General features: G+C 53.6%; 22 protein-coding genes. 16 read left to right on the top strand and 6 right to left on the bottom strand.

What is annotated here, in order from left to right:
* The gene (locus tag G3M78_03505; protein ID QPJ64512.1) at positions 1–864 is read right to left on the bottom strand and encodes a prephenate dehydrogenase/arogenate dehydrogenase family protein; all 864 of its coding nucleotides are present in this window, start codon (positions 862–864) and stop codon (positions 1–3) included.
* Positions 865–873: 9 nt separating this feature from the next.
* Entirely contained in the window at positions 874–1,947 is a 1,074-nt protein-coding gene (gene pheA / locus G3M78_03500; GenBank protein QPJ64511.1) for a prephenate dehydratase, read from the bottom strand.
* 135 nt (positions 1,948–2,082) lie between these two features.
* Between pheA and G3M78_03495 the strand changes: the two genes are divergently transcribed.
* The 14 genes from G3M78_03495 (at position 2,083) to G3M78_03430 (ending at position 15,920) form a co-directional block, all read left to right on the top strand.
* Entirely contained in the window at positions 2,083–2,391 is a 309-nt protein-coding gene (locus tag G3M78_03495) for an MTH1187 family thiamine-binding protein (protein QPJ64510.1), read from the top strand.
* A gap of 164 nt (positions 2,392–2,555) precedes the next feature.
* Positions 2,556–3,029, top strand: a complete 474-nt coding sequence (locus G3M78_03490) for a prepilin-type N-terminal cleavage/methylation domain-containing protein (protein ID QPJ64509.1) — start codon at positions 2,556–2,558, stop codon at positions 3,027–3,029.
* A gap of 12 nt (positions 3,030–3,041) precedes the next feature.
* Positions 3,042–3,839, top strand: coding sequence for a hypothetical protein (locus G3M78_03485; protein QPJ64508.1), 798 nt, complete (start codon positions 3,042–3,044; stop codon positions 3,837–3,839).
* Between the two features lie 10 nt (positions 3,840–3,849).
* Positions 3,850–5,172 (top strand): hypothetical protein, encoded by a 1,323-nt coding sequence (locus G3M78_03480; GenBank protein ID QPJ64507.1) that lies wholly within the window; start codon positions 3,850–3,852, stop codon positions 5,170–5,172.
* 509 nt (positions 5,173–5,681) lie between these two features.
* Positions 5,682–6,290, top strand: coding sequence for a prepilin-type N-terminal cleavage/methylation domain-containing protein (locus tag G3M78_03475; protein QPJ66752.1), 609 nt, complete (start codon positions 5,682–5,684; stop codon positions 6,288–6,290).
* Positions 6,287–6,820, top strand: a complete 534-nt coding sequence (locus G3M78_03470) for a prepilin-type N-terminal cleavage/methylation domain-containing protein (protein QPJ64506.1) — start codon at positions 6,287–6,289, stop codon at positions 6,818–6,820. The genes G3M78_03475 and G3M78_03470 overlap by 4 nt, the downstream gene beginning before the upstream one ends.
* Entirely contained in the window at positions 6,817–8,652 is a 1,836-nt protein-coding gene (locus G3M78_03465; protein ID QPJ64505.1) for a hypothetical protein, read from the top strand. Before G3M78_03470 ends, G3M78_03465 begins: the two co-directional genes overlap by 4 nt.
* Positions 8,653–8,694: 42 nt before the next feature.
* Entirely contained in the window at positions 8,695–10,458 is a 1,764-nt protein-coding gene (locus G3M78_03460) for a hypothetical protein (GenBank protein ID QPJ64504.1), read from the top strand.
* A 252-nt stretch (positions 10,459–10,710) separates the two neighbouring features.
* On the top strand, positions 10,711–12,192 hold the full coding sequence (locus G3M78_03455; GenBank protein QPJ64503.1) for an aldehyde dehydrogenase family protein: 1,482 nt from the start codon (positions 10,711–10,713) through the stop codon (positions 12,190–12,192).
* 141 nt (positions 12,193–12,333) lie between these two features.
* Positions 12,334–12,666: a PilZ domain-containing protein gene (locus G3M78_03450; GenBank protein QPJ64502.1), complete on the top strand. Its 333-nt coding sequence runs from the start codon at positions 12,334–12,336 to the stop codon at positions 12,664–12,666.
* A 10-nt stretch (positions 12,667–12,676) separates the two neighbouring features.
* On the top strand, positions 12,677–13,105 hold the full coding sequence (locus G3M78_03445; GenBank protein ID QPJ64501.1) for a group 1 truncated hemoglobin: 429 nt from the start codon (positions 12,677–12,679) through the stop codon (positions 13,103–13,105).
* 24 nt (positions 13,106–13,129) lie between these two features.
* A complete protein-coding gene (locus tag G3M78_03440; protein QPJ66751.1) occupies positions 13,130–13,897 on the top strand; it encodes an MBL fold metallo-hydrolase in 768 nt (255 codons plus the stop codon).
* Positions 13,898–13,927: 30 nt separating this feature from the next.
* Positions 13,928–15,274 carry a hypothetical protein gene (locus tag G3M78_03435; protein QPJ64500.1) on the top strand — a complete coding sequence of 449 codons (1,347 nt, stop codon included), beginning with the start codon at positions 13,928–13,930 and terminating at the stop codon, positions 15,272–15,274.
* 112 nt (positions 15,275–15,386) lie between these two features.
* Positions 15,387–15,920 (top strand): hypothetical protein, encoded by a 534-nt coding sequence (locus tag G3M78_03430; protein QPJ64499.1) that lies wholly within the window; start codon positions 15,387–15,389, stop codon positions 15,918–15,920.
* Positions 15,921–15,923: 3 nt separating this feature from the next.
* Here G3M78_03430 and G3M78_03425 read toward each other — a convergent pair whose 3' ends face one another.
* The 4 genes from G3M78_03425 to nadD form a co-directional block, all read right to left on the bottom strand.
* Entirely contained in the window at positions 15,924–17,360 is a 1,437-nt protein-coding gene (locus tag G3M78_03425) for a tetratricopeptide repeat protein (protein ID QPJ64498.1), read from the bottom strand.
* A gap of 211 nt (positions 17,361–17,571) precedes the next feature.
* Positions 17,572–17,949: a TraR/DksA family transcriptional regulator gene (locus G3M78_03420; protein QPJ64497.1), complete on the bottom strand. Its 378-nt coding sequence runs from the start codon at positions 17,947–17,949 to the stop codon at positions 17,572–17,574.
* A gap of 18 nt (positions 17,950–17,967) precedes the next feature.
* Entirely contained in the window at positions 17,968–18,324 is a 357-nt protein-coding gene (gene rsfS, locus G3M78_03415; GenBank protein ID QPJ64496.1) for a ribosome silencing factor, read from the bottom strand.
* A 17-nt stretch (positions 18,325–18,341) separates the two neighbouring features.
* Positions 18,342–19,025 carry a nicotinate (nicotinamide) nucleotide adenylyltransferase gene (nadD, locus tag G3M78_03410; GenBank protein QPJ64495.1) on the bottom strand — a complete coding sequence of 228 codons (684 nt, stop codon included), beginning with the start codon at positions 19,023–19,025 and terminating at the stop codon, positions 18,342–18,344.
* Between the two features lie 246 nt (positions 19,026–19,271).
* Between nadD and G3M78_03405 the strand changes: the two genes are divergently transcribed.
* Together G3M78_03405 and G3M78_03400 are read left to right on the top strand one after the other, a co-directional pair.
* Positions 19,272–19,649 (top strand): prepilin-type N-terminal cleavage/methylation domain-containing protein, encoded by a 378-nt coding sequence (locus G3M78_03405; protein QPJ64494.1) that lies wholly within the window; start codon positions 19,272–19,274, stop codon positions 19,647–19,649.
* A 60-nt stretch (positions 19,650–19,709) separates the two neighbouring features.
* Entirely contained in the window at positions 19,710–21,893 is a 2,184-nt protein-coding gene (locus G3M78_03400; protein ID QPJ64493.1) for a DUF2723 domain-containing protein, read from the top strand.
* Position 21,894 lies beyond the last annotated feature (1 nt).

The raw sequence follows: 21,894 nt of genomic DNA, 5'->3' as shown, positions 1-21,894 counted from the left end.
TCAAGTCAGGTTGATGCGGCGTTCCTGCGCCGAACGAAACGAGTCTTCAAGCGAGTCGAACTGCTGGTCTTCAATCCAGCTTCGGGTCTGTTGCAGGGAAGCTTGAAACTCGTCAATCAGATTCAACAAGGCTGATTTGTTGTGAATGCAGATGTCCCGCCACATCACCGGATCCGACGCGGCAATGCGCGAGCTGTCTTTCAGTCCCTTGCCGGAAAATGCGGAAACGTCGGAACAGTTCTCCGTTTTCACCGCCGACAGCGTGTTGATGAGGGCGAAGGCGATGATATGCGGCAGATGACTGACGGCGCCAAGTATCAAATCGTGCTCTTCCGCGCTCATGCAATCCACGGCCATTCCGATGTCTTGCCAAAAACGACGCAGGCTTTCCAACGCTTCGGGCTGGCTCTTCTCGGTCGGCGTGACGATGCAACGCGCCCCGCAGAACAGATCGTCCGAGGAAGCCTCGACGCCGGTTTTCTCGCTCCCGGCGATGGGGTGCGAACCGATGAAATGCAGGCGCTCGGGCAGTAACTCGTCAATCGCATTGACGATAGAGGCTTTGACCGAACCGACATCGGTGAGCAGGCAACCGGCTTTCAAATGCGGTAAACTCTCCACAAGGCGCGGTATGATCGAACCGACCGGCGAACAGAAGATCACCAGATCGGCGTCCTTGACCGCTTCGCCCAAATCCTGAGAAAAGCCGTCCACCACGCCGAGGAATTTGGCCAACTCCAGATTTTTCAGGTTGCGACCGAAACCGACGACTTCGTCCGCCAGATGTTTCTTTTTGATAACGCGCGCAATCGAGCCACCCAGCAGGCCCACGCCGACAATGCATACTTTTCCAAATTCAGGCACGTTTTTTCTCTAGCCTCGGTTGGGGTAGGAACCCAGAATCCTGAAGAACAGGCATTTCTTGGCCAGAGTTTTCAAAGTCTTGCCGATGAGTTCTTCGTCCTGGTGGCCTTCAAGATCGACGTAAAACAGATACTCCCAGGGACGATTGCGCAAGGGCCGGGACTGGATTTTGGACAGATTGATCGAATTTTTGGCGAATAACTGCAAGGTGTGCAGAAGCGATCCGGCTTCATCTTTAATAGAGAATACAATTGAAGTTTTGTTGCGCTTGGCCGCTTTGGCCGGTTCTTTGCCGATCACCCAGAAGCGCGTGGTGTTGTCGGCGCTGTCCTGCAAATTTTCTGCGAGTATGTTCAGACCGTAGAGGTCGGACGCCAGCTTGCCTGCGATGGCGGCGACGCTTTTCTTGCCGCGTACGGTTTTTGCGGCGGATGCGGTGCTGGATGTGATTTCATGCGCGGCGAGCGGTAAATTACGGTTCAACCACTGGCGACACTGGCCGAGAGGCTGGGGATGCGAATAAATCGTCTTCACCGACTTGATATCGCTTGCCGAAGATAACAGGTAATGCGAGATTTTAAGATTCACCTCGTCGCAGATCAACAGCGGCGATTCTGCGAAACAGTCGAGGGTGACGTTGACCGCGCCTTCAATGGAGTTTTCCACGGGAACCACGCCGTAATCGCTCTTGCCATTTTCGACGTCGGAAAAGATGCTTTCGATATTGGGCGCTGAAAGAAAGGTGGAGGAATGACCGAAATGCTTGACGGAGGCCTGGTGCGTGAAAGTGGCTTCCGGGCCAAGAAAGGAAATCCTGAGGGGTTTTTCCAGAGCCAGCGTGGCGGAAAACAGTTCGCGAAATACCAGCTCGATGGTTTCATCGGAAAACGGACCGGTATTGGCCTGTTTCAAACGCTCGATGATTTCCCGCTCCCGATGGGGAACATGGAAATGAATCTTGGCGTTCTGCCTGGATTTCTCCTTGCCGATCTGAACGGCGAGGGCGGCTCTGCGATTGATCAACTTGAGCAGTTGATCGTCGATCTTGTCTATTTTATCGCGATATACATCTATTGGGCGCAACTCAAAATACCACCTTGTTCCATAGATTTTCGAAATATTTGTGTGATTTCGAATGGAATTCTTGATGATTCCATAAATGCGGAATAGAATGCAAGTAAATTCTTATTAATTTTTTCATTCTGGAGTTGAAATCTTATGGTCTTACTGGAATTCAGCATGTCGCCTTTGACCAAAGGGGAAAGCGTAAGCGAGTACGTCAGCCGTTCTCTTGAAATCATAGACAAAAGCGGGGTCAATTATAAACTCAATCCCATGGGAACCGTGCTTGAAGGGGAATGGGACGAGGTGATGGCGGTGGTGAAACAGTGCTATGAGCGCATGAGCCAGGACTGCGACCGCATCTCCTGCGGCATCAAAATCGATTATCGCAAGGGAGCCAGCGGCCGCCTGGAATCGAAGATGGCTTCCGTCGAGAAAAAACTGGGCCGCGAGATGAAAAAGTAGAATTCTAAAATTTCATACGCTTTCAGTTATGGCTGGTAATTTAGTTGACGTATTTTATAATAGTGGCTATATTTATATTACAATCTAATTATTACCTCAACTGTTAGTAGAATCATATTTGGGTCTGGCTTGGCGGAGTCGCATTCCATAATGAGGACGCGAGTTTGTATTTAAAAAATTCTGGAACAGATCACCGGGTCGCCTCACTGGAGCCTGCGGTATCGGAGCGAGGATTCACCATCATGGAAATCCTCATCGCCATCGTCATGCTGGCGCTTGGTTTCATTCTCTATGCCTCCACTTCGGGTTCGATTGTTTCGCGCAACGCCAAGAGCAGTCATGAAACCACGGCGACGACTTTGGCCCAGGACAAGCTGGAGGCGATCAAAAGCATTGCCCTGTCGACTTCGCTGGGCGGCGCCGACGGTTTGGATTCGCCGGTTTATTCCGCAGGCTGGTCGGCGACTACGGGCGGCGAATTGATTGACGCCGAGGGCGCGACGGGTGGCTCGGATGCGCTGTACACGCGCACCTGGACGATCACGACTGATGGAACCTTATATTATTTCTACACGGTGGAGGCGACGGTGGCCTGGGAAAACGGGTCCGTTACGCTGACTTCGCAAATTTCGCAATAGATCAGGGCAATGATGAATCGAAACAGAGTCAAAAGACAGGGTCAGAAAGCGGGATTGAAGACTCGGTGGCGTGAAGAAAGCGGCCTCACTCTCGTCGAGTTCATGGTCGCGGCGATCATCGGCGTTATTTTGCTGGGAGCGACGATCTATGTGTTCACCATGCAGGAAGAGGTGATTCAGGATGAGAATTCATCAACCAATATCCGGGCCAAGGGTCGTCACGCGATCAAGATAATCACCCGCGAGTTGAAAATGGCGGGTTTTGGCATGCCGCCGGATCAGGGCATCACGGCGATGTCTTCCTCCTCGATCAGTTATCGGGTGAATAATGGAGACGTGCGCACGACGACGCCCACAGGCAGTTCAGGCGTGAGCGCCGGGGCGGCCGGGGCGACGGATTTGACGGTGGTGGACGGTACCGGTTTTGCCGACGGCGACAAGATTGTCATTTATAATCCCGGCGCCGGGTCCTACGAACTCAATACGGTGGACGGGACTCCGACGGCGTCGAATCTGCCTTTGGGAAGCGGTCTGGCAAACTCCTACACCTATGGATTGAACACGCGCCTGTTCACGGTCAACAAGTACAACGACGTGACCTTGCAACATTCGGGGACGAACATCACCAAGACCGTTGATTCAGGATCGGCGGACGTGTTGATCAGCGAGGCGCAGTCGATGAGCTTTGATTTTTACGGAGAAACCGAAACCTCCCAGGTCAAGCGCATCGGCGTGTCAATTTCTATGCAGGACACAAACGATTCCAAACTGACGAAAGAATTCAAGACCGATGTGGTCCTGAGGAATTGAGGAGAGGGCAATGAACAGAGCGATCCCGAAACATCGTTTCATGCGGCAGGAAGGAATGGCGCTGGCCACTTCTCTCATCCTGCTGGTGGTTCTGGCGGCGCTGGCTCTGGGCGGCATCAAATGGGCGGCGCAGGATATTTCGCGAACGAAAGACTATACCAAATCGCGCAAGGCGGTCTATCTGGCGGAAGCGGGTATCCATCGCGCCGTCAGCTACTTCAATTACGACGGCTCAGGCAACAGCCCCGGCGAAGTGAGTAACGGTTTTGACGATGAAGTGGACGGCTCGAACTGGCCCGCAGGAACCTTCACAAATATTTCTCTGGGCGGGGGGACCTATACGGTCACCATTGCCGATAACAACGATAATGATGGGAACACTGCAGACGATGTGGACAACACCGTGGTTCTCACCGCGACGGGTACGGCGGACGGCATCAGCAAAACGATTGAAGTGGTGTTGACCCGCACGCTCTATAAGGGGAACCATGCGATCGCGACCGACGGCGATCTGACGGTTTCAGGCAACCCTTCGGTTACGGGTTCGAGCGGAAGCGCGCATTCCAATGCAGATTTGACGCTCTCCGGCAGTCCCTCCATCAGTCAATCGGCGACAGCGTCGGGAACTTATACGGCGGGCGGCAGTCCGACCGTTGGCGGCGCCACGGCGAGCGGGGCGCCGGTGGAGAGCATCCCTGTTCCGACCATCTCCGATTACAAGAGCCTTTCAGAATACGTGCTGGGCGCCGACGGGGTGGTGCGCGACGGGGCGGGAACGACGATCCACAATACCTCGACCGACGACAATTTTCGCACCGGAGTGGGGCCTTGCGGGAGCCACAACAAGGGCTGGGGATACGACGCCGGACCGCCGGTGGAATGGGATCTGGGCGACAGTTGCGGCTTTCCGGGCAATTATTATATCGAAGGGAATGTGTCGATCAGCGGCGCCGGTTCGGCGGGCAGTCCTTTTGAGATCACTGTCATAGCAGAAGGGCATATCGTCACCTCCGGCGGCCCGGAATTGACCAATCGCAAGTTGGCGAGCGACCCGGTGGAAATCCAGAATATCTTTATGATGGCGGGAACCGATATCGATATGGGCGGTAACCCGACCAACGCGATTGAGGGGATGATTTATGCGGGCGAGCAGATCGAGTTCAGCGGCAACCCGACAATCAACGGTTTTGTGCTGGCGGCGGACGCTTCGGCGACCGATTCGAGAGTCACCGCCAATCTGCTGAGCGGCAACCCGAACATCAACTATAATGGCGGAGGCGTCGCGCCATTCCTGAGCAATAAAGTGACCATTTTATCCTGGCAGGAAACCTGAGGGCAGGTTTCCTGTGTAGCATCTTCCCCCCCTGTTTTTCTAAATTTCGTTTTATAAAACGGTTTGACGGACTCATTGAGGAGCTTCGAGCCTTTCAGGAGTTGAGAGCTACCGTCTGATATTTTATACGATTGTCCGATTTACTGCCTGTATTTGTCAGTCGAGTGCCAGAGCAATTGCTTCATTAAAAAAGTTATCAATGTATAACTTATTATAATTATTGGTCTTCACTGCGTTGTTTTGGCTTGCTCCGAATGATGGCATAGAGATTGCTTTATCTATTCCAATAAGTGACATCAATTGAATGGCATTACTTTTGGTAGGAATGGGTATATAATTCAATCATTCATACACAACAGTAGAGTCGTTTGTTTTCACAGCAAAATGCGATGAGTCGAATGCTTACAGCAACAGACATTGATATTAAGCAAAGGCAACTTTCACTCAGTCCGATAATTTCAGCTTACGAAATTTTGGTGTTCGGCGCTGAGAGCCTGGGGCGAAGCGATATGTCTGTCATTCCCCATCGTCGTCTCCGAATACTTGCCGCGTCTCGGGACAGCGGATTTTCGCTCATCGAAATCATGGTGGTTATTGTCGTGATGGGCGTGTTGATGGCAATTTCTATTCCAAAAATATCCAACTGGGCGCAGATGTATCAGATCAACGCCGAGGCGCAGAAAGTTTATTTCGATCTGATGCTCGCCCGCTCCAAGGCGATCGGCAACAACAATGATGTGATTGTGACCTTTGACGTGAGTAATCACACGTATACGATCCATGACGACACGAATTCCGACGGCAGTGCAGATTCCGGCGAAGAAGTAAAAACCGTCAATCTGGAAAACAATATGAAGTTTGGCTACGACTCGTCGATCCAGGACGTGGATGGCAATGCGATGTCGGCCGCCGCAGATTTCGGAGGCGCTGCCACACTCACCTTCAATTCCCGCGGCGAAGCCTCCGCCGGAGGCGGCGTCTATATGCTCCCGAGCAAGGATGTAGGATTATCCACTGATCGCATGCGCGCCGTGAGCATTGTAATGGGAACAGGGTCTGCGGACCTTTGGAAATATGATTCTCTGGCGGCGACGCCGGGACCCTGGAGCACAGGATGATGCAACGAGCCGACGAACAGACAATCAAGTTTGCGACTGAAAAATGTCGATTGCGCGGACAGGCGGGTTTCTCATTGATCGAGATTCTGGTGTCGCTGGTCATCCTTGCCGTTGGCATGGTGCCGCTGGCAAAGGCGGTGGATTCGATCATGCATCATCAGCGGCAGTCGAAGTACGAAACTCTCGCCACCATGCACACGACCAATAAAATAGAACAACTGAAACGACTCGCCACCAACGAGCCCATTGGCGGCGTGTACGGCTTTGTTTATGTTGTGACGGATTACATCACCGAACAGTCCATGACAGCGGTCGACGACTGGACCTACACAAAAACGGATACCATCGACAATTTCACGCAAGAGTGGTCGATCATCGCTTACCCGCATGGCGGGAGCTACAGTTTTGACGACGCGGAAGACATACGCATGATCGAGGTGACGGTGGAGACATCGTGGACCGGTAGCAAGGGAAAGACGCACACGGTTGATATGGGTTCTGTCCTGCACAGGAGGCAATTTATCGAATGAATATCCGAGCTCAGTATTGCAGAAGTTGGGCGAGTCAGGCGGGCAATACCCTTGTCTTGTTCATGATCATCATGGCGGTGCTGGCGTCGCTTGCGGCGGGCGCATTCAAGGCGGCGACGCTGAACATGGAGACGACCAACTCCTTCAGCAAGGGGCGCAAGGCCTTTTATTCGGCGGAGGTGGGGCTGGACCTTGCCGTCAACGCAGTGGTCAACGAATTTGAAAATCTCTCGGTCTACACCGAGTCGGCAGATTACGCGGGCGCCGATGCAGACGGCTTCATCACGGAGAGCGATTATCGCGGTTACGAGGTCAAATACAAGGTCACCAATCCGGTCGAGCAATTCCTTTATCAGACCATCGTCGGCAACACCACGATTTATCATTACGCCTACACTTACAATATCGAGAGCCACTCCCAGTCGCTCAAGGACAAGACCAAGGAAACGGTGCGCGAAACCATTCGTATTCTTGAGACGCCGCTCGTGCAGTATTTCGTTTTTTATGGAATGACGGGCAACGCCGCCGATCTGGAATTGTTTCCCGGGCCGGACATGGACATGTGGGGACGCATTCATTCAAACGGCGACATTTATATCGGTTCCTCGTCCGGCAATGAAATCCGCCTGCGAAATTACGATACCAGTAACAGTCTGTCGCCGCATCTGATGTCTGCCGCTGGCAATGTCTACAACAACACCAAGGACACGCCGATTCGCACCTATAACAATACGGTGATCGTGAAGACGGCAGGGACGGGTACGACCTTTTCGCCAACGGAGACCGTATCGACGGATATCACCACCGCCAACGAAGCCACAGAGGAAACGCGTTTCAATGATTACGTGTTGATTCAGGAGGAACCCTATTCGACTCCTGCAAAGGCGTTTTTCTCGCGCGGCGGATTTTATGAACAGCGCGCGGGCGACCCGCAACGCACGACCATTGACGGCATCAAGATCATCGGCACCGGCGGTCTCGGGTCGGGCACCGAGGTGTTCGTATCGCGTCCTTCTCCCAACACCGACGTGACGGCGCTGGTGGCGGCCGGGGAATCCTCAGCCGGAGTTTCAACCGGTCTGGCCTTGCCGATCATTCAGGAAACGCAGGATGCATTTGAAGATTGCCGGGAAGACGGTCGCGATGTGGACACGACGGACATCGACTTGAACCTGCTGGAATCGTGGTACGAGGCCTATCTGGCGGACAATGGTTTGAGCCTCGCTGGAGACGGCATTCTGATATTTACATCGCGTTCGCCGGACGCCAGCTTCGATAACCAGTCGGGCGACTTGCAGGCCATACGTCTGGTCAAGCTGGACGCGACCTCCTCCGCCCAGGTCTCCGACGAAACCACGCTGGTCACTGACAACCCGGTTTATATTCACGGCGATTTCAACACCATCAACACGCATGGCGTGGCGGTCATTGGCGACGCGATCAACGTACTGTCCAACGCCTTTGTAACGAAGCCCTGCGGCATCAGTCAAAACACCTTGTTCAACAATTACAAGGGCACGACGACATCGGTCAATGCGGCGCTGTTCAGCGGCAACCTTCCGACGCAAGCGGACGGGAGCGAATACAGCGGCGGCGTGCATTCTTATCCACGACTGCATGAGTGGTGGACGGGGAACAGTCTCAATATTCTAGGCTCCTTTGTGAATCTTTGGGTCAGCGAGCAGGCGGATGGCCTGTGGTGTCTGGGCGGCGACTGTTATTCCGGCCCGACGCGAAACTGGGGCTGGGACATTCGGTTTCAGGACCCGGATTTCTGGCCGCCCTTCATCCCCTCTATTTACAGCGTTGAGCGAGTGGGATTTCTTGAGTAGGGAGACGATATGAATCGTATGCAAATATCAGGAGAATCGTGTATGTGCGAAGCAAACACTTCAGGCGAACGCTGGACCAACGAGCGCGGTTTTACCTTGATAGGTTTGATGGTGGGAAGCGGCCTGTCTCTGGTCCTCATCGCCATGCTGGTGACGGTGTTTCAGTCGCAAAAAGAATCGTTCATCCTGCAAAACGAACTCAACAAGATGCAAGCCAACGGCCGCGCCGCCGTGAACTATATCACGCGCGGCGTGCAGAACTCCGGTTTCAACGTCGTTCGGGGAACCCGGTTTCTGGCCGCATCCGACCATTATCTGACCAGCGTATTTGACGAAGACAACGACGGCGTGATAGAGGCGGATGAAGTGTTCACTTACGCCTTGTCCAATTCGACCGGGGCCAGCACCGAGACCTTCACGATCTCGCCTTTTTTTGATATGGACAGCGACGGAGCGATCTCTTCGGCGGAAACACGGGATTATTCCATCGGTCTCACTCTGGGAACGCCGGATTTTAACCTTTATATGATCAAGCCCAACGTAGGCGATAGCGGTTCCGAGCGAAGCAAGCTGGCGGAACATATCGACAACCTCATCATCCGCTATTACGACAAGAACGACGATCCCTTGCCCTCGGGCGTGACGGTGGACGCAGACGGTCGACCGGTGCCGCCTTACACGCTGGCGAGTAGCGATATGAACGACATCCGGCGACTGGAAATTGAAGTGCTGGTGAAAAGCCCGAACCAGGACCCGCGCGATGAATATCTCGACTCCGGGGCTTATACGACCGGAAGCGCGGCGACTGTGGGCGGCACGACGACTTACAGCGACCGCCATCACAGACTCACGTTTGAATCCAATGCATCGCCGCGCAATCTGGTCATGGCGCCTTACGGCATCATGAGCATCGCGGCCTCGCCGAATCCGGTGGAGTGTCCGGACGACACGACGACCGTCACCGCAACCCTGCTCGACTCCGAAGGAGCCGCGGTGGGTTCGGGCCTCACGGTGAATTTCAACGCCAGCGACGGAACGGTGGGAGCGTCTTCCAGTACCACCAATGGTTCGGGCGAAGCGAGCACGACGCTTTCCTATGACTGGGCCGCGCCCAACGCATCCATCACCCTGTCGGCGAATTCGCTGATCACGGTGGGGGGAAGCGACTTCCCAGTGTTCAACGCCATTCCCGTTTCGTTTGAGTCGGGCGACGGTATTTTAACGGATAATTTTGACGACGGCGACAGCGCGGGATGGACCGAACTGGGCTCAGTCAACTGGAACGTAGCCAGCCAGAAATACAAAACCGCGTCCAACGGATCCGGTCAATCCCTGAATGGATGCGCATCCTGGCAGGACTATGTAGCTCAGGTGGATTTAATGCGCAATGGTTCTTTGGGCTTGAACGAATACGCCGGCCTTGTTCTGCGATACCAGGACACCACCCACCAGTATCAGGCGCGAATATTGTGTCTGGCCTGTGCGGGAAACCCTGCGGGTCATGTGTATGTGCTTCAACTCATACTTCTGGACACCACGGAAAGCATCATGTCCATGCTTGGCTTCACTGGAACGGTGCTGGATCAGGCGGTTGTGGTAGTTACGAGCGGGGATTACTACACAATCAAGGCCAGCGTTGAAGGCGACGCCTTGAAGGCCAAGATATGGCTGGCGACGGATCCCGAACCGGCCAGTTGGGATCTGGAGGTGACAGACTCAACCTACACAGAAGGGAAGGTAGGTTTGATGACCACAAAAAACGTGATGAATTTTGATAACGTGTCGGTCAATCCGATCACCCCTTGAACCTCCCCTGAAAGATTCTTTACCAGGCTCTTTCAAAAAATAATTTTTAAAAAATCCTTTCAGGGCTGAGGCCCTCTCTATTGAGAGGGCGATAAATTGATGACTCCAGCGCATGAAAGATAGATGCAATTGGACTGGCGCTTTAGCCCACTCAGTCATTATATTGGTAGTGAGCGTTGAACGCGCTGAAGTGAGGGGCCTGAGTGCATAGCGCATTCAGCGATAATCGTTTCATTCTGGAAGGAGGTTGGCATGGCTCCGCTTTACAAGAATTATATCAACGGCGTATGGAAACCGGCTTCAACCCGCGACGTGTTTGAAAACATCAATCCGGCGAATCACAAGGAATGCGTGGGGCGTTTTCAGAAGAGCGCTGCAGAAGACGTTAAAGAAGCGGTTTCAGCGGCGGCTTCGGCGCGCAAGATGTGGCGCGAAACGCCCGCCCCGAAACGCGGCGAAATCTTGTTCCGCGTCGCCGAGCTGTTGGTGAAAAACAAGGAAGCCATCGCCGTGGACATGACGCGCGAGATGGGCAAGGTCCTGAAAGAAACGCGCGGCGACGTGCAGGAAGCCATCGACATGGCTTACTATGCCGCAGGCGAGGGACGGCGCATGGCGGGCGAAACGGTGCCTTCGGAGTTGCCCAATAAATTTTGTATGTCCGTTCGCATGCCGGTGGGAACCGTCGCGGCGATCACGCCCTGGAATTTTCCCATCGCCATTCCTTCCTGGAAATTATTGCCCGCGCTGGTCGCCGGGAACACCGTCGTCATCAAGCCTGCGAGCGACACGCCGCTGTCGGCGCTCACCTTCGTCAAATTATTCGAGAAAGCGGGACTGCCTGCGGGCGTTCTGAATTATGTGACCGGTTCCGGTTCAGAAACCGGCGAGCCGCTCATGAGCCATCCCGAAGTCAACCTCGTTTCCTTCACCGGTTCGACGGATACGGGAAGCGTCGTCGCCGCAAATTGCGCGCGTCTCATGAAGCCCTTCTCGCTGGAGATGGGCGGAAAAAACGCCATCATCGTCATGGACGACGCCAATATCGACGCCGCCGTAGAAGGCGTGGTCTGGGGCGCCTTCGGCACGACGGGGCAACGTTGCACGGCCTGCAGTCGGGTCATCGTGCATAAAAAAATTCTCAAGGCCTTCACGACCAAACTGCTGAAGCGGACCAAAGCCCTCAAGCTGGGAGACGGTCTGGACGCCTCCGTCGACGTCGGCCCTCTGGTCAACGCCGATCAGCGGGAGAAGGTGATGTCTTATTGCAAGATCGGGCGGGACGAAGGCGCTCGCTTGATGACCGGCGGCGAGTTCGCGACCGGCAAGAACTGCAAGAACGGATTCTTTTTTCAGCCCACGGTTTTCTCCGATGTGTCGCGCAAAATGCGCATCGCGCAGGAGGAAATTTTCGGCCCGGTGGTGGGCGTCATCGCCTGCAGAAGCCTGGACGACGCGGTTTCCATTGTGAACGATTCGAAATTTGGTTTGTCCTCCGCGATTTACACGCAGGACGTCAACCGCGCCTTCCGCGCCATCGAAACGCTGGACACCGGCATCACCTATATCAATTCGTCCACCATTGGCGCGGAAATTCAGTTGCCTTTCGGCGGCACCAAGGGCACGGGCAACGGGCACCGCGAGGCGGGAACGGCGGCGATGGAAATTTTCACCGAGTGGAAATCGGTCTATGTGGATTACAGCGGCAAACTGCAAAAAGCCCAGATGGATTGAGGGCGGCGGGCGCGGCGTGAAATCAGGCAATGAAAGCTTCGCGACGCTTTATTTGTGTTGAAACGAATGCGGTTGGACTATATATATTTAGGGGTATAATGGGTCGCTGGTCTTTTTACGGACTCTGTAGGGAATGTTGTGATGGCTGAGAATAATCGAAAGTTTTCTCGCGTATCCTTGCCGCTGACGATTTCTTTGGAGTGCGTCGGCAAAAAAGAAAAAGCTCGTCTCGTCGACTTGACCGTGGAGGGAGGCTCCTTTCTCTCTGCCTTCCCCGTCGTTGAGGGACAGAAACTGCGCGTGGCTTTTTCCGGGACGGCTGAAATCGGAGAGGCGGAGCTGGAGGCGAAGGCCTTGCGTTGCATGGAGCGGGAGGAAGACTTTCTCATCGCCGTCCAGTTCATTGATCCGCCGGATCAGTATTTGATGGATATTTTGTCGTTGTTGCATAGCGGGACGATGGATCTTCACTGAAGGGGAATGCATGTCGGAAGGTTCTTTGTTTGACAGACTGGGCGGTCGCCCAACCTTTGAAAAAGTTCACAAAGTTTTTTACGACAAGATTTACGAGCATCCCTGGCTGGCCCCTTACTTCAAGGGAGTGGATCAAAAGACCATCGAGAACCAGCAAACGGATTTCATGATCTCTAACATGGGCGGCGGTCGCGTCTATTCGGGTCGCTTTCCCAAACCGGCGCACCAGCACATGAACATCAGCGCCGAATTATTTGAAGTGCGCAATTGCCTTTTGCAGGATAGCCTGAAAGAGTGCGATATCCCCCAGGAGCTGGCGGAGCAGTGGTTAAAAATTGATTATGCATTCAAACATTCTCTGGTAAAATCCGGCGCGCACGAATGCGTGAAACGTTTTTTTACCGACGAGATTCTGGACTTTCCAAAACCTTCTGGTTGATAACCCTTTCATTCGAGTCATCCTATTTTTAAATATTCCGTTTTATCCAGCGGGAGCAAAGGCAATTCGGTTTACATCGAATCCGGTTCCGCGCGTATTTTACTGGACGCGGGAATCAGCCTGCGCGATATGGAATCGCGTCTCGCGATCCTGGGTCGGGAGGCGGCGTCCTTGGACGCTATTTTTCTAACGCACGAGCATTCCGACCATGTGCGCGGCGTCGGGCCGATCGCCCGCAGTTCGGGCGCGACGGTGTATTCCACCCAGGGCACGCTTCGCGGCATCGAGAAAAAAGCGGGCAAGCTCCCGGAATGGCGCGGCTTTCGCGCTGGCGAACCCTTGACGGTTGGCGACTTGATCATCGAGCCTTATGAAACGCCTCACGACGCGCGGGAAACTGTCGCCTTCACCGTGCATTGCGACGGCAAGAAGATCGGCCACGCGACGGACATGGGCAAGCTCACCCCGACCACGGTAGGCGCCCTGAGGCATTCCGATGTTCTGCTGGTCGAGGCCAATCATGATGTGGAGATGTTGATGGCGGGTCCGTATTCCTGGCCTTTGAAACGAAGGATCAGAAGTGAGGAAGGTCATTTGTCGAATGAAGTCTGTGGCGAGTTGATATCACAGGTCGTGCATTCGCAATTGAAAATGACGGTTTTGATGCATTTGAGCGAAACAAACAATTGTCCGGAAATTGCCCAGATGACGGCTCGGCAGGCTCTGGGATCCCATGCGACGCCGATGATACTCGCGCGCCAGGACCAGCCCACGCCGCTGATGGAAGTCTAAGAAAACAATTCGGTGGAGGTGTGTGTCGTTATGGACAGCAGGAATGATAAAATCATGGGGAGTTTGCTTGGGCTAGCGATCGGCGACGCTCTGGCGGCCCCGGCTCGCGGCCTGAAGCCGGAGACGATTCAGCAATTGTTCAAGCAGATGGACGGCTTCAAGGATGTCCGTCCCTTCCTGGGCAAGGGCGTCAAACGTTATCGCATGCGCGGACTGTATGGGGCGCAAACCCAGCTGGCGCTGGCGGTTTGCGACGCTTTGCTGATAGACAAGAAGGCGGGCATTGAAGCGGTGGCCGAACGGCTCCGGGAATTGTCTTCGGGCGGACCGGAAGGGCGGTTCGGCATGTACCGTTCGCCAGAGGGGGTGTGCGTGCGCGCGCTGGAGTCCCTTGTCAACCGTGACGAACTTCTGGATTGCGAACTGAAATCAGCGACGCTGAGTTTCTCCACGATGGCGATTCCCGCCGCTTTATATTATCAAAAGACTTCCGCCACTCTGCTTCGACTCTGGCTGGAAACGAGTTTGATGATGAGCCGACATTTGTGGGAAGCGACGGGCGCGGCGTTGACGGGTTTTGCGACCTTGCAATTGCTCGATCTGGAAGCGCCTTCTGAGGATGAAACGCCGGAGCGCGTCGCGGAAATTTTAAAGGCGATGATCGCTTTTTGCGCGGAGGTGAACGCGACTTTCAAAGACTTGTTTCCCGAAGCGGCGGCGGAGACGAACGAAAAACTATTTAAAGGATTTACGGTCACGCTGGAAGGACTGCTGGAACGCTTCGACGAACCGGAGGCGGAACTGTTTGCATGGATCAGCAAGAACGCATCGGAATTTGCCGGGGTCGAAATTCGTCACCCCAACCAGGGCCATCCTTTGACCCTGATTCCGCTGGCGCTGATATTGTTGTCGCGCGTTCATGGTTTTTCTTCGGTGATGACTCAGGGCTTGAACATGGGTCGCGAGACGGAAAAAATCGGCAGTCTGCTGGGCGCCTGGGCTGGCGCCTGGTACGGCGAGGAAGCGATCCCGCAGGAGTGGCGCACAGGCTTGGTCAACGCGCGCGAAATCAAATCCCGGGGCAAGGCGCTGGCGCGCAAAGGCAACGCCAACGGCTTGAAGGAATTGTACGAGCTGGAGTCCGGCGCGACTTCCAAAAATTATCAGGAAGAAAAAAAATACGTTCAGACGCCGACCACGCGCAAAGCGTCCGGCAGGGATGTATTGCCTGATATCTGGTCGGTGGACGGCGATGACGACGAACATAAAAAGCCCCTGCGCGACGATCCGATTCAACGCCGAAAATTCGAAAGAGACAAAGCGAGAAAGAAAAAAGACCGGCGCAAGAATCTGCCGTCTGATATGGATTTTTTTTGAATGGTACAACCGGCCCGGTAATCGGCCTTTGCAGTCAAATCTCCGTTGTCGTCTGCGTTCTGCGGACGTTTGCATGGTTCAGGACAACGGCGTAAATAGAGGAGGACGACCTTTGGCGAAATTATTTTTGATTCCGATCCTTGCATGTCTGATCGGCGCTCCTGCCTATGCGCAAGAGCCTGCCCCGGAACCTGTTCCCGCGCAGGCGCCGCAGAAACCCAAGGAAGAAGAGGGGCTGATCGTTGGCAAAAATATCAAGGTGGGAATGCCTTTGTCGCAAGCGATCGACTTGCTGGGAATCCCGAAAAAATTGAAGGTGCAACGTGGAATGGGGCCGGAGTTGGACAGCGTTTCGGTTCATTATGAAGGCGAGGGCGTCATCATTCATAATTTGAACGACAAGGGAACGCTGGAGGAGCTGGAACTGCTTCCTTCGTTCAAAGGTCAGTTCGACAAGGGCTTGAAGTTGGGCGATAAAATCGACCGTCTGATCGAGGTTTACGGCGTGCCCGATATGTTCTCAAACAAAATCGCGCAATACCCGGGAAAGGGAATCTATTTTTTCCTGAAAGGCGACACCCTGGTTTCGGCCAAGTTTTTCGTCAAGGACAGCAAAATCCTCGACCATCAATTGATTCGCCGGTAAGTCTTAGCCCGCGACCGGAGTTTCCGATTCTTTTTTAGCTTCCGCCTCATCAGTATTTTCTTCAGGCGTCTCGGGCGCTTCAGGCGTCGCGATGGGCGCGTTGTCCGCGATCTGTGTGGCGACCTCGGCGAGTTGGAAGCGGCAAGTCAGGCTGTTCCAGCTCCCGCATTCCTCGCAGTAGGCTCGCCATCGTTCCGTTACCGAACCGCAATCCCCGCAGATATAATCAATGGTTTCGCGTCGCAGACGCTGGATCAGAACGTCCAAGGTGGTTTGCGCCGCTTCTGTCTCTTCCTGTTCGGTCAAGGCGTTGGACAGCAACAGCGCGTGCTTGACGGAATCTTCCGTGCCGTAATTGCGCAGGCACTCGATGGCTTTTGCAGGTTCACCGCTTTCGAGGTAGCGCGAGGCGAGCAGGGCCGCCAGATTTTCTTTTTCTCCAGGCTGAGAATTCTTGAGAGCCGTTTCGTAGGTTTTGATCACTTCCTTGTCCTGCTTGTGTTCGAGCATGGTCTGTTGCCAGCGCATGAGGCAGGCGGCGGAACCGGTGCGTTCGAAACCGTGTTTCCAGGTTTTCATCGCCAGGCTTTCGCGCCCGGTGTTGGCGTAGAGGTCGCCCAGTTTGACGTGCGCGGGCAGGCAGTCCGGGTCGGCTTTCAGGGCGTTTTTGAATTCGGAAATCGCCGTGTCGCTCTGGCCTTTCTCAATATGCTCGCAGGCTTTGTTGAACAGCAGGCGGGCCAGATATTTTTTCTCTTTTTCTTTGTCTTCGCGCTTGTCGGTCAGGTTGACGACGCGATTTTGCGCATCGACAGCGCCGCGCCAGTTTTCTACTTTGATATAGGCGTCGCGTTTTTTCGTGTGCGCCAGAATGATCTTGCCGTCCTGATTGCGGATTTTTTCGAGGGTCTGCAATTGTTGCGCGGACATGTCGGCGGCGCCGTAATCATCCGCCAGCTCGAACAGGGCCTGCAAATTTTTGGGCGCGTATTCGTGCGCGCTTTGGTGCAACTGAATCGCTCTGTCGAGATTCCTCTGCTTGCGATACACGCTTCCCATCTGGATCAAGGCGGGGACATGCATATGGTTGTCGCGAATGATCTTGCCGTAAAACTTGAGGGCCTTATCGTTGTTGCCCGCTAACAGAGCGTTGGCGCCTTTCTCAAGAAGAATCTCCCAGCGCAGACGCTCTCTTTCCTTGCGCTTGCGATCCATGGCTTCGCACAGGTCGCTGAACACATCCTTCACGCTGGCGGTGAAGTAGGTGATGACCGATGCGACGACGCCGACCAGAACCGATATAAAGAAAAATATAGCGGTTGGAATATGAAAGACCTGGCTTTGCGTGAGGCTGATTTCTATGCTTTGTGGGTTTAAAAACGCGACGTAAACAGAAAGGATGACCAGTAAGCTGACGATGACGATAATTTTTAAAGACACGATAGATCCCCGCGAGGGTTTAAATATTAAATTCGAAACCTACTTTATACCGCTTTTGGGGCCCTTATTTCAATTTTATTTAATCTGGAGCGCTGATGCGGGCTGAGGAAGACGCGTTCGTCCCGTTAAATAAAGTCGGGAGGGTTCAGGCGCTTGTGCGCAAACAGGCCTGCGTTCGCCTGTTTGCCTGACGAGAGGTTGCGTTGTCGGTTTACTGGAGAGTGTCGGTGCGCGCGCTACCAGAGTTGTTTTCCATCTTGCTCAGGCAGTTCACGCAGAATTTTGCGAAGGGGATGATTTCGAGTCTTGCCGGTGGAATTGGATTTTCGCATTCCGCGCACAGGCCATAGCAACCGTTTTTAATGTTGTCTATCGCTTCCTCGATGAGCTTGAATTTCTGCCATTCCTGTTCGCCCAGATTCATGCGAATGTCTTTGGCATAGGTTTCGACCGCTTCGTCCGCTATATCGGGGGTCGGCCCGTTTTCAAATTTTTTACCCTTGTTTGAGCCGATTCCGGCGTCGATGCCCATGCCCGTGCGGATCTCCATGAGCTTGGACAGGTACTTTTCCGATTCCTTCTGTTTCATCTAGACACTCACTCCGTATTACGATTGCCCTGCCGCCTTATAGACTGGGACGTCTCCCCACAATCGCTCCAGGTCGTAAAACTCCCGGGAGTCCTGTTGAAAGACGTGGACAATGATATCCATAAAATCCAGAATGACCCAGTTGCCGGCGGTGAAACCTTCCTGGGCAATGGTCTTGTACTTAGCAAGGCGTGTCTTTTCGAGTATGGAGTCAGCGATCGCCTGGACTTGAACTTTAGAGGCGCCGCTACAGATCAGGAATGCGTCTGTCAGGTCGGACCGTCCCCGCAGATCGAGCAGGATGATGTCGAAGGCCTTTTTATCTGCCGCGGCAGAAATAGCTATTGATTGCAACTCGGTTAAGGTGTCTGTCATTCCGCCTCAGGCCGAGGTCATTCTGTGTATAAACATTCGTGAATAATATATTGTTCGACTGCCTCGGGCAACATATTTTTAACGGATTGGCGCGAGCCGATACGTTTCCGTATTTCGGATGAGGAAAGATCGACGACGGGTCCGTTCAAAAATGCGATTCGCCTCCCGGTGCGGGTGTTTATAAAACGTCCCGCATTTTGTGCATCGCGTTCGGGTTCCAGAGGCCCGCAGATTTTCATATAGGGTTGTTGCAAGAGGCGGTCTGCCTCGCCCCAGTCAAAGCCCGGGCGGGGGGCGATTGCCAGATCGCAGCGCTCCATGAAACGCTCGCTGTCTTTCCAGGTATGAAATTCCATGAAGGCGTCGGCGCCAAGTATCAGCCGCCAGGCGTTTTGAGGAAATTGGGAACTTAGTTCCGCCAGCGTGTCGAAGCTGTAGGATACGCCTTCGCGCTGAAGTTCAATCTCGCAGATGGAGCAGTTGGCTTGTCCTTGCAGGGCGAGTCGCAACATGGCGAGCCGATCTTCGGCGGGAGACACGTCGGTATGGGTCTTGTGCGGCGATACCCACGCGGGAATGAACAGCGTCTCAGCGAGGTCGAGTTCAATCATGGCCGCACGTGCCAGACTCAGATGACCGTTGTGGATCGGGTCGAAGCTACCGCCGAGAATGCCGACAGGGCGCTTGGGCGAGTCATTCATGGTCTATGAAACTGTTAAATATGCCAAATATTGTCATTTTTTGACTGACGTTTTTTGTCAATTTGTTATAATTTGGATTATTGTTACTTATGATGTTAATTATAAATGTAATTGAAAAATAGCCATTTATGTTGTAAATTAAAATAAATTCATCTTCTGGAATAGTTATTGCTTTTCTAAGGGTAAATAAAATTTTATGGGTTCAGCTCCAAATCACACTAACGTTAGGCAGAGGAGAATTAAGGAATGATATCAAAAATAGCGGAAGCTAAAAATCAAAAAGGTTTTACCCTGATCGAGTTGCTGATCGTTATCGCCATTATCGGTATTCTGGCGGCGATCGCAATTCCTCAATTCAGCCAGTACAAACGACGGGCTTATCACTCAGATGCGAAAGCGAATCTGCACAATATGTATCTCGCTTGTAAGGCTTACTGGGGCGACAATGCAGGTTCGGATGCTTGTAGTCCAACGATCGCGGCTCAATCGACCTTTGGGTACACGCAGTCTGCGAACGTAACGGTGGCTGTTTCTGACGGAACGGAAACTTCGTTTGCGGCAACCGCAACGCATACTAGCGGTAACACCATGTACTCGATCGATTCAGCGGGTAATATTTCCTAAGCTGTTTCAGTTTTTATGATCCGCGCCTTCCGGAATTTTTCTGGAGGGCGCGGATTTTTTTTGCCTGGAAACGCAGGTCCAACAATCGTCGCTTTGGCGGCGTTGTTTTTCATTCCCTGGCTGATTTATCTTTCCAGTCTGTCCCCGACCGTCGGGTTCAAGGATTCGCCTGAGTTCATTGACACGGCGTACATGTTGGGAATCAGTCATCCGGCTGGATTTCCCACTTACAATCTGACGGCGAAAGCCGCGACCTTCATCCCTCTGGGTTCCATCGCCTTTCGAGTGAACGCGGTTTCGGCATTTATTGCGGCGCTGACGCTGTCGGCGCTATTCCTTGCATCCCTGAAATTTTTACAAATCTGTCAAAGCGCAAAAGAGACGCGGACTTTATTTTTATCTGCGCTGGCGCCGTCGACCTTGCTGGCGTTTGCCCTGCCGTTCTGGTCGAATGCGGTCAAAGCGGAGGTGTATTCGCTCAACGCCTTCTTCATTGTCGTATTGATGTATCTGTTATTCCTGTGGAAAGAGCGAGGCGATGCGCGTTTTTTGTTTGCCGCCGCGTTCCTCTACGGACTTTCTGCGGGCAATCACGCGACAGTGGGTATGTACCTGCCTGCGATTGTCGCGCTTTATTTTTTCTGGAAGCGGGAAGCGGCGCCGGGCTCCCTGACGGCTTGCGTCGCTCTGTTTCTGCTGGGTCTGTCGGTCTACCTGTATCTGCCCATCCGTTCGCTTGCGGAACCTTCCTTTGATTGGGGCAATCCGGAAACCCTGAGCGGGTTTTTCTATCAGGTGACGGATCGCAAAGACTCCGGCGTGCATTTTTCCGCGTTTCGCGAGGCGACGGGCGCGGCGGGGATGGCATGGTTTTCGGCTTTGGTTTCTTTCTTTAGCGGCGTTGTGAGCGCGACGGCTTTCTTCATCAAAGACATTGCGATGCGCTTTTCGCCCTTGATGGTCGCGGGCGCGGCCTTTGGCGGCTGGATGTGTTGGAAGCGGCGTCCGGCTCTGCTGATATTTTTTCTCTTGATCGTTCTGCCCAATGCCGGTTTTTTCAAGGGCTGGGGCGGCGAGAGTTTTTTTCCTTCTTATATCGTTGTCGCCTTGTTGAGTTCGCTCGCGCTTTCTGAAGCTCTGGAAAGAATGCAGGGCTATCGCACAGACAAGGAAAGCGTTTCTGAAAAGCCGGTTTTGAACTGGGCGCGCATGCTGGTCTTGATTCTGGCGGTATGGATCGGGACCCGTCCCATTGTGAATTTCCCGCAGGCGGACCGCTCGGAGATGTATGCGGGGGAGACCTTGCTCAAGCCGATCTTTCTAGCATTGCCCGACGACTCCATTTTCCTGGCGGGTATTTCCTGGTTTCATTTCTTTTATCACAACGACGTCGAGCGCTTGCGCGACGATGTGACCGGAGTGCGCGCCTGGGATTTTCTTGAGAAGTATCCGCCAGAATATCTCACGAAACGACGTTTCCCGGACTTGATATTACCAGACGCATCGGCGCATGTATTGGACTCGCGTCTTGGCGCCTGGAATTATTTGCAGGATTTTATGAAATCGAACGCGTCAAAGCGCACGATCGTGACCGACCAGAATCTGACATTTTTTAAAGAATTTCCATTAGATCAGGATTTCAGTCCGTCGCGTTCCGTGATGATGGCATACGGCGGCGCGGACGATCCCGAGGCAGGAAGACGCGCGCTGGAGGAGTTCAAGCGCATAGTGGAGCGGGAATTGAGTCGCCCTGGAATCGCTTTCGAGAAAAACTGGATCAATAAAATCGCCTATTATTTTCCCTCCTTCGCGGCTTATTTTCGACAGCGCGAACAATGGGACAACGAACGCGAAGCGCTCAAGGTGATGCATGATTTTCTGGGCGTCCGCGACGCCCCCTGGTTCTACAAGATGACGAGCAATCTGATAGCGGATGGACGGGCGCAAGACGCGCAGGGCTATCTGGAGCGAATGGAAAAAAAATTCCCCGGTCAATTCGAAACGCTGATGGCAAGGGCCTGGCTTTTGCGCGCTGAACAGAAGACTGGCGCTGCCATAGAAATTTATCAGGATGCCGCTGACCTGCGACCTGAGGCGTCGAATGTTTATCTGGAAATGGCGAAGACGCTGGCGCTGGAGGGTCGGAAGAATGAAGCGTTGGAAGCGCTTGAGCAGTCGCGTGCGCGCGCCGTCAATTTGTATGAGTGGAGCGAGGTCGACGCGGTCTCGGCGACGCTTCCATGAC

This window comes from Candidatus Nitrohelix vancouverensis, from assembly GCA_015698305.1.
Classification (GTDB): Bacteria; Nitrospinota; Nitrospinia; order Nitrospinales; family VA-1; genus Nitrohelix; species Nitrohelix vancouverensis.
This window is presented reverse-complemented; position numbering and strand designations above follow the sequence as displayed.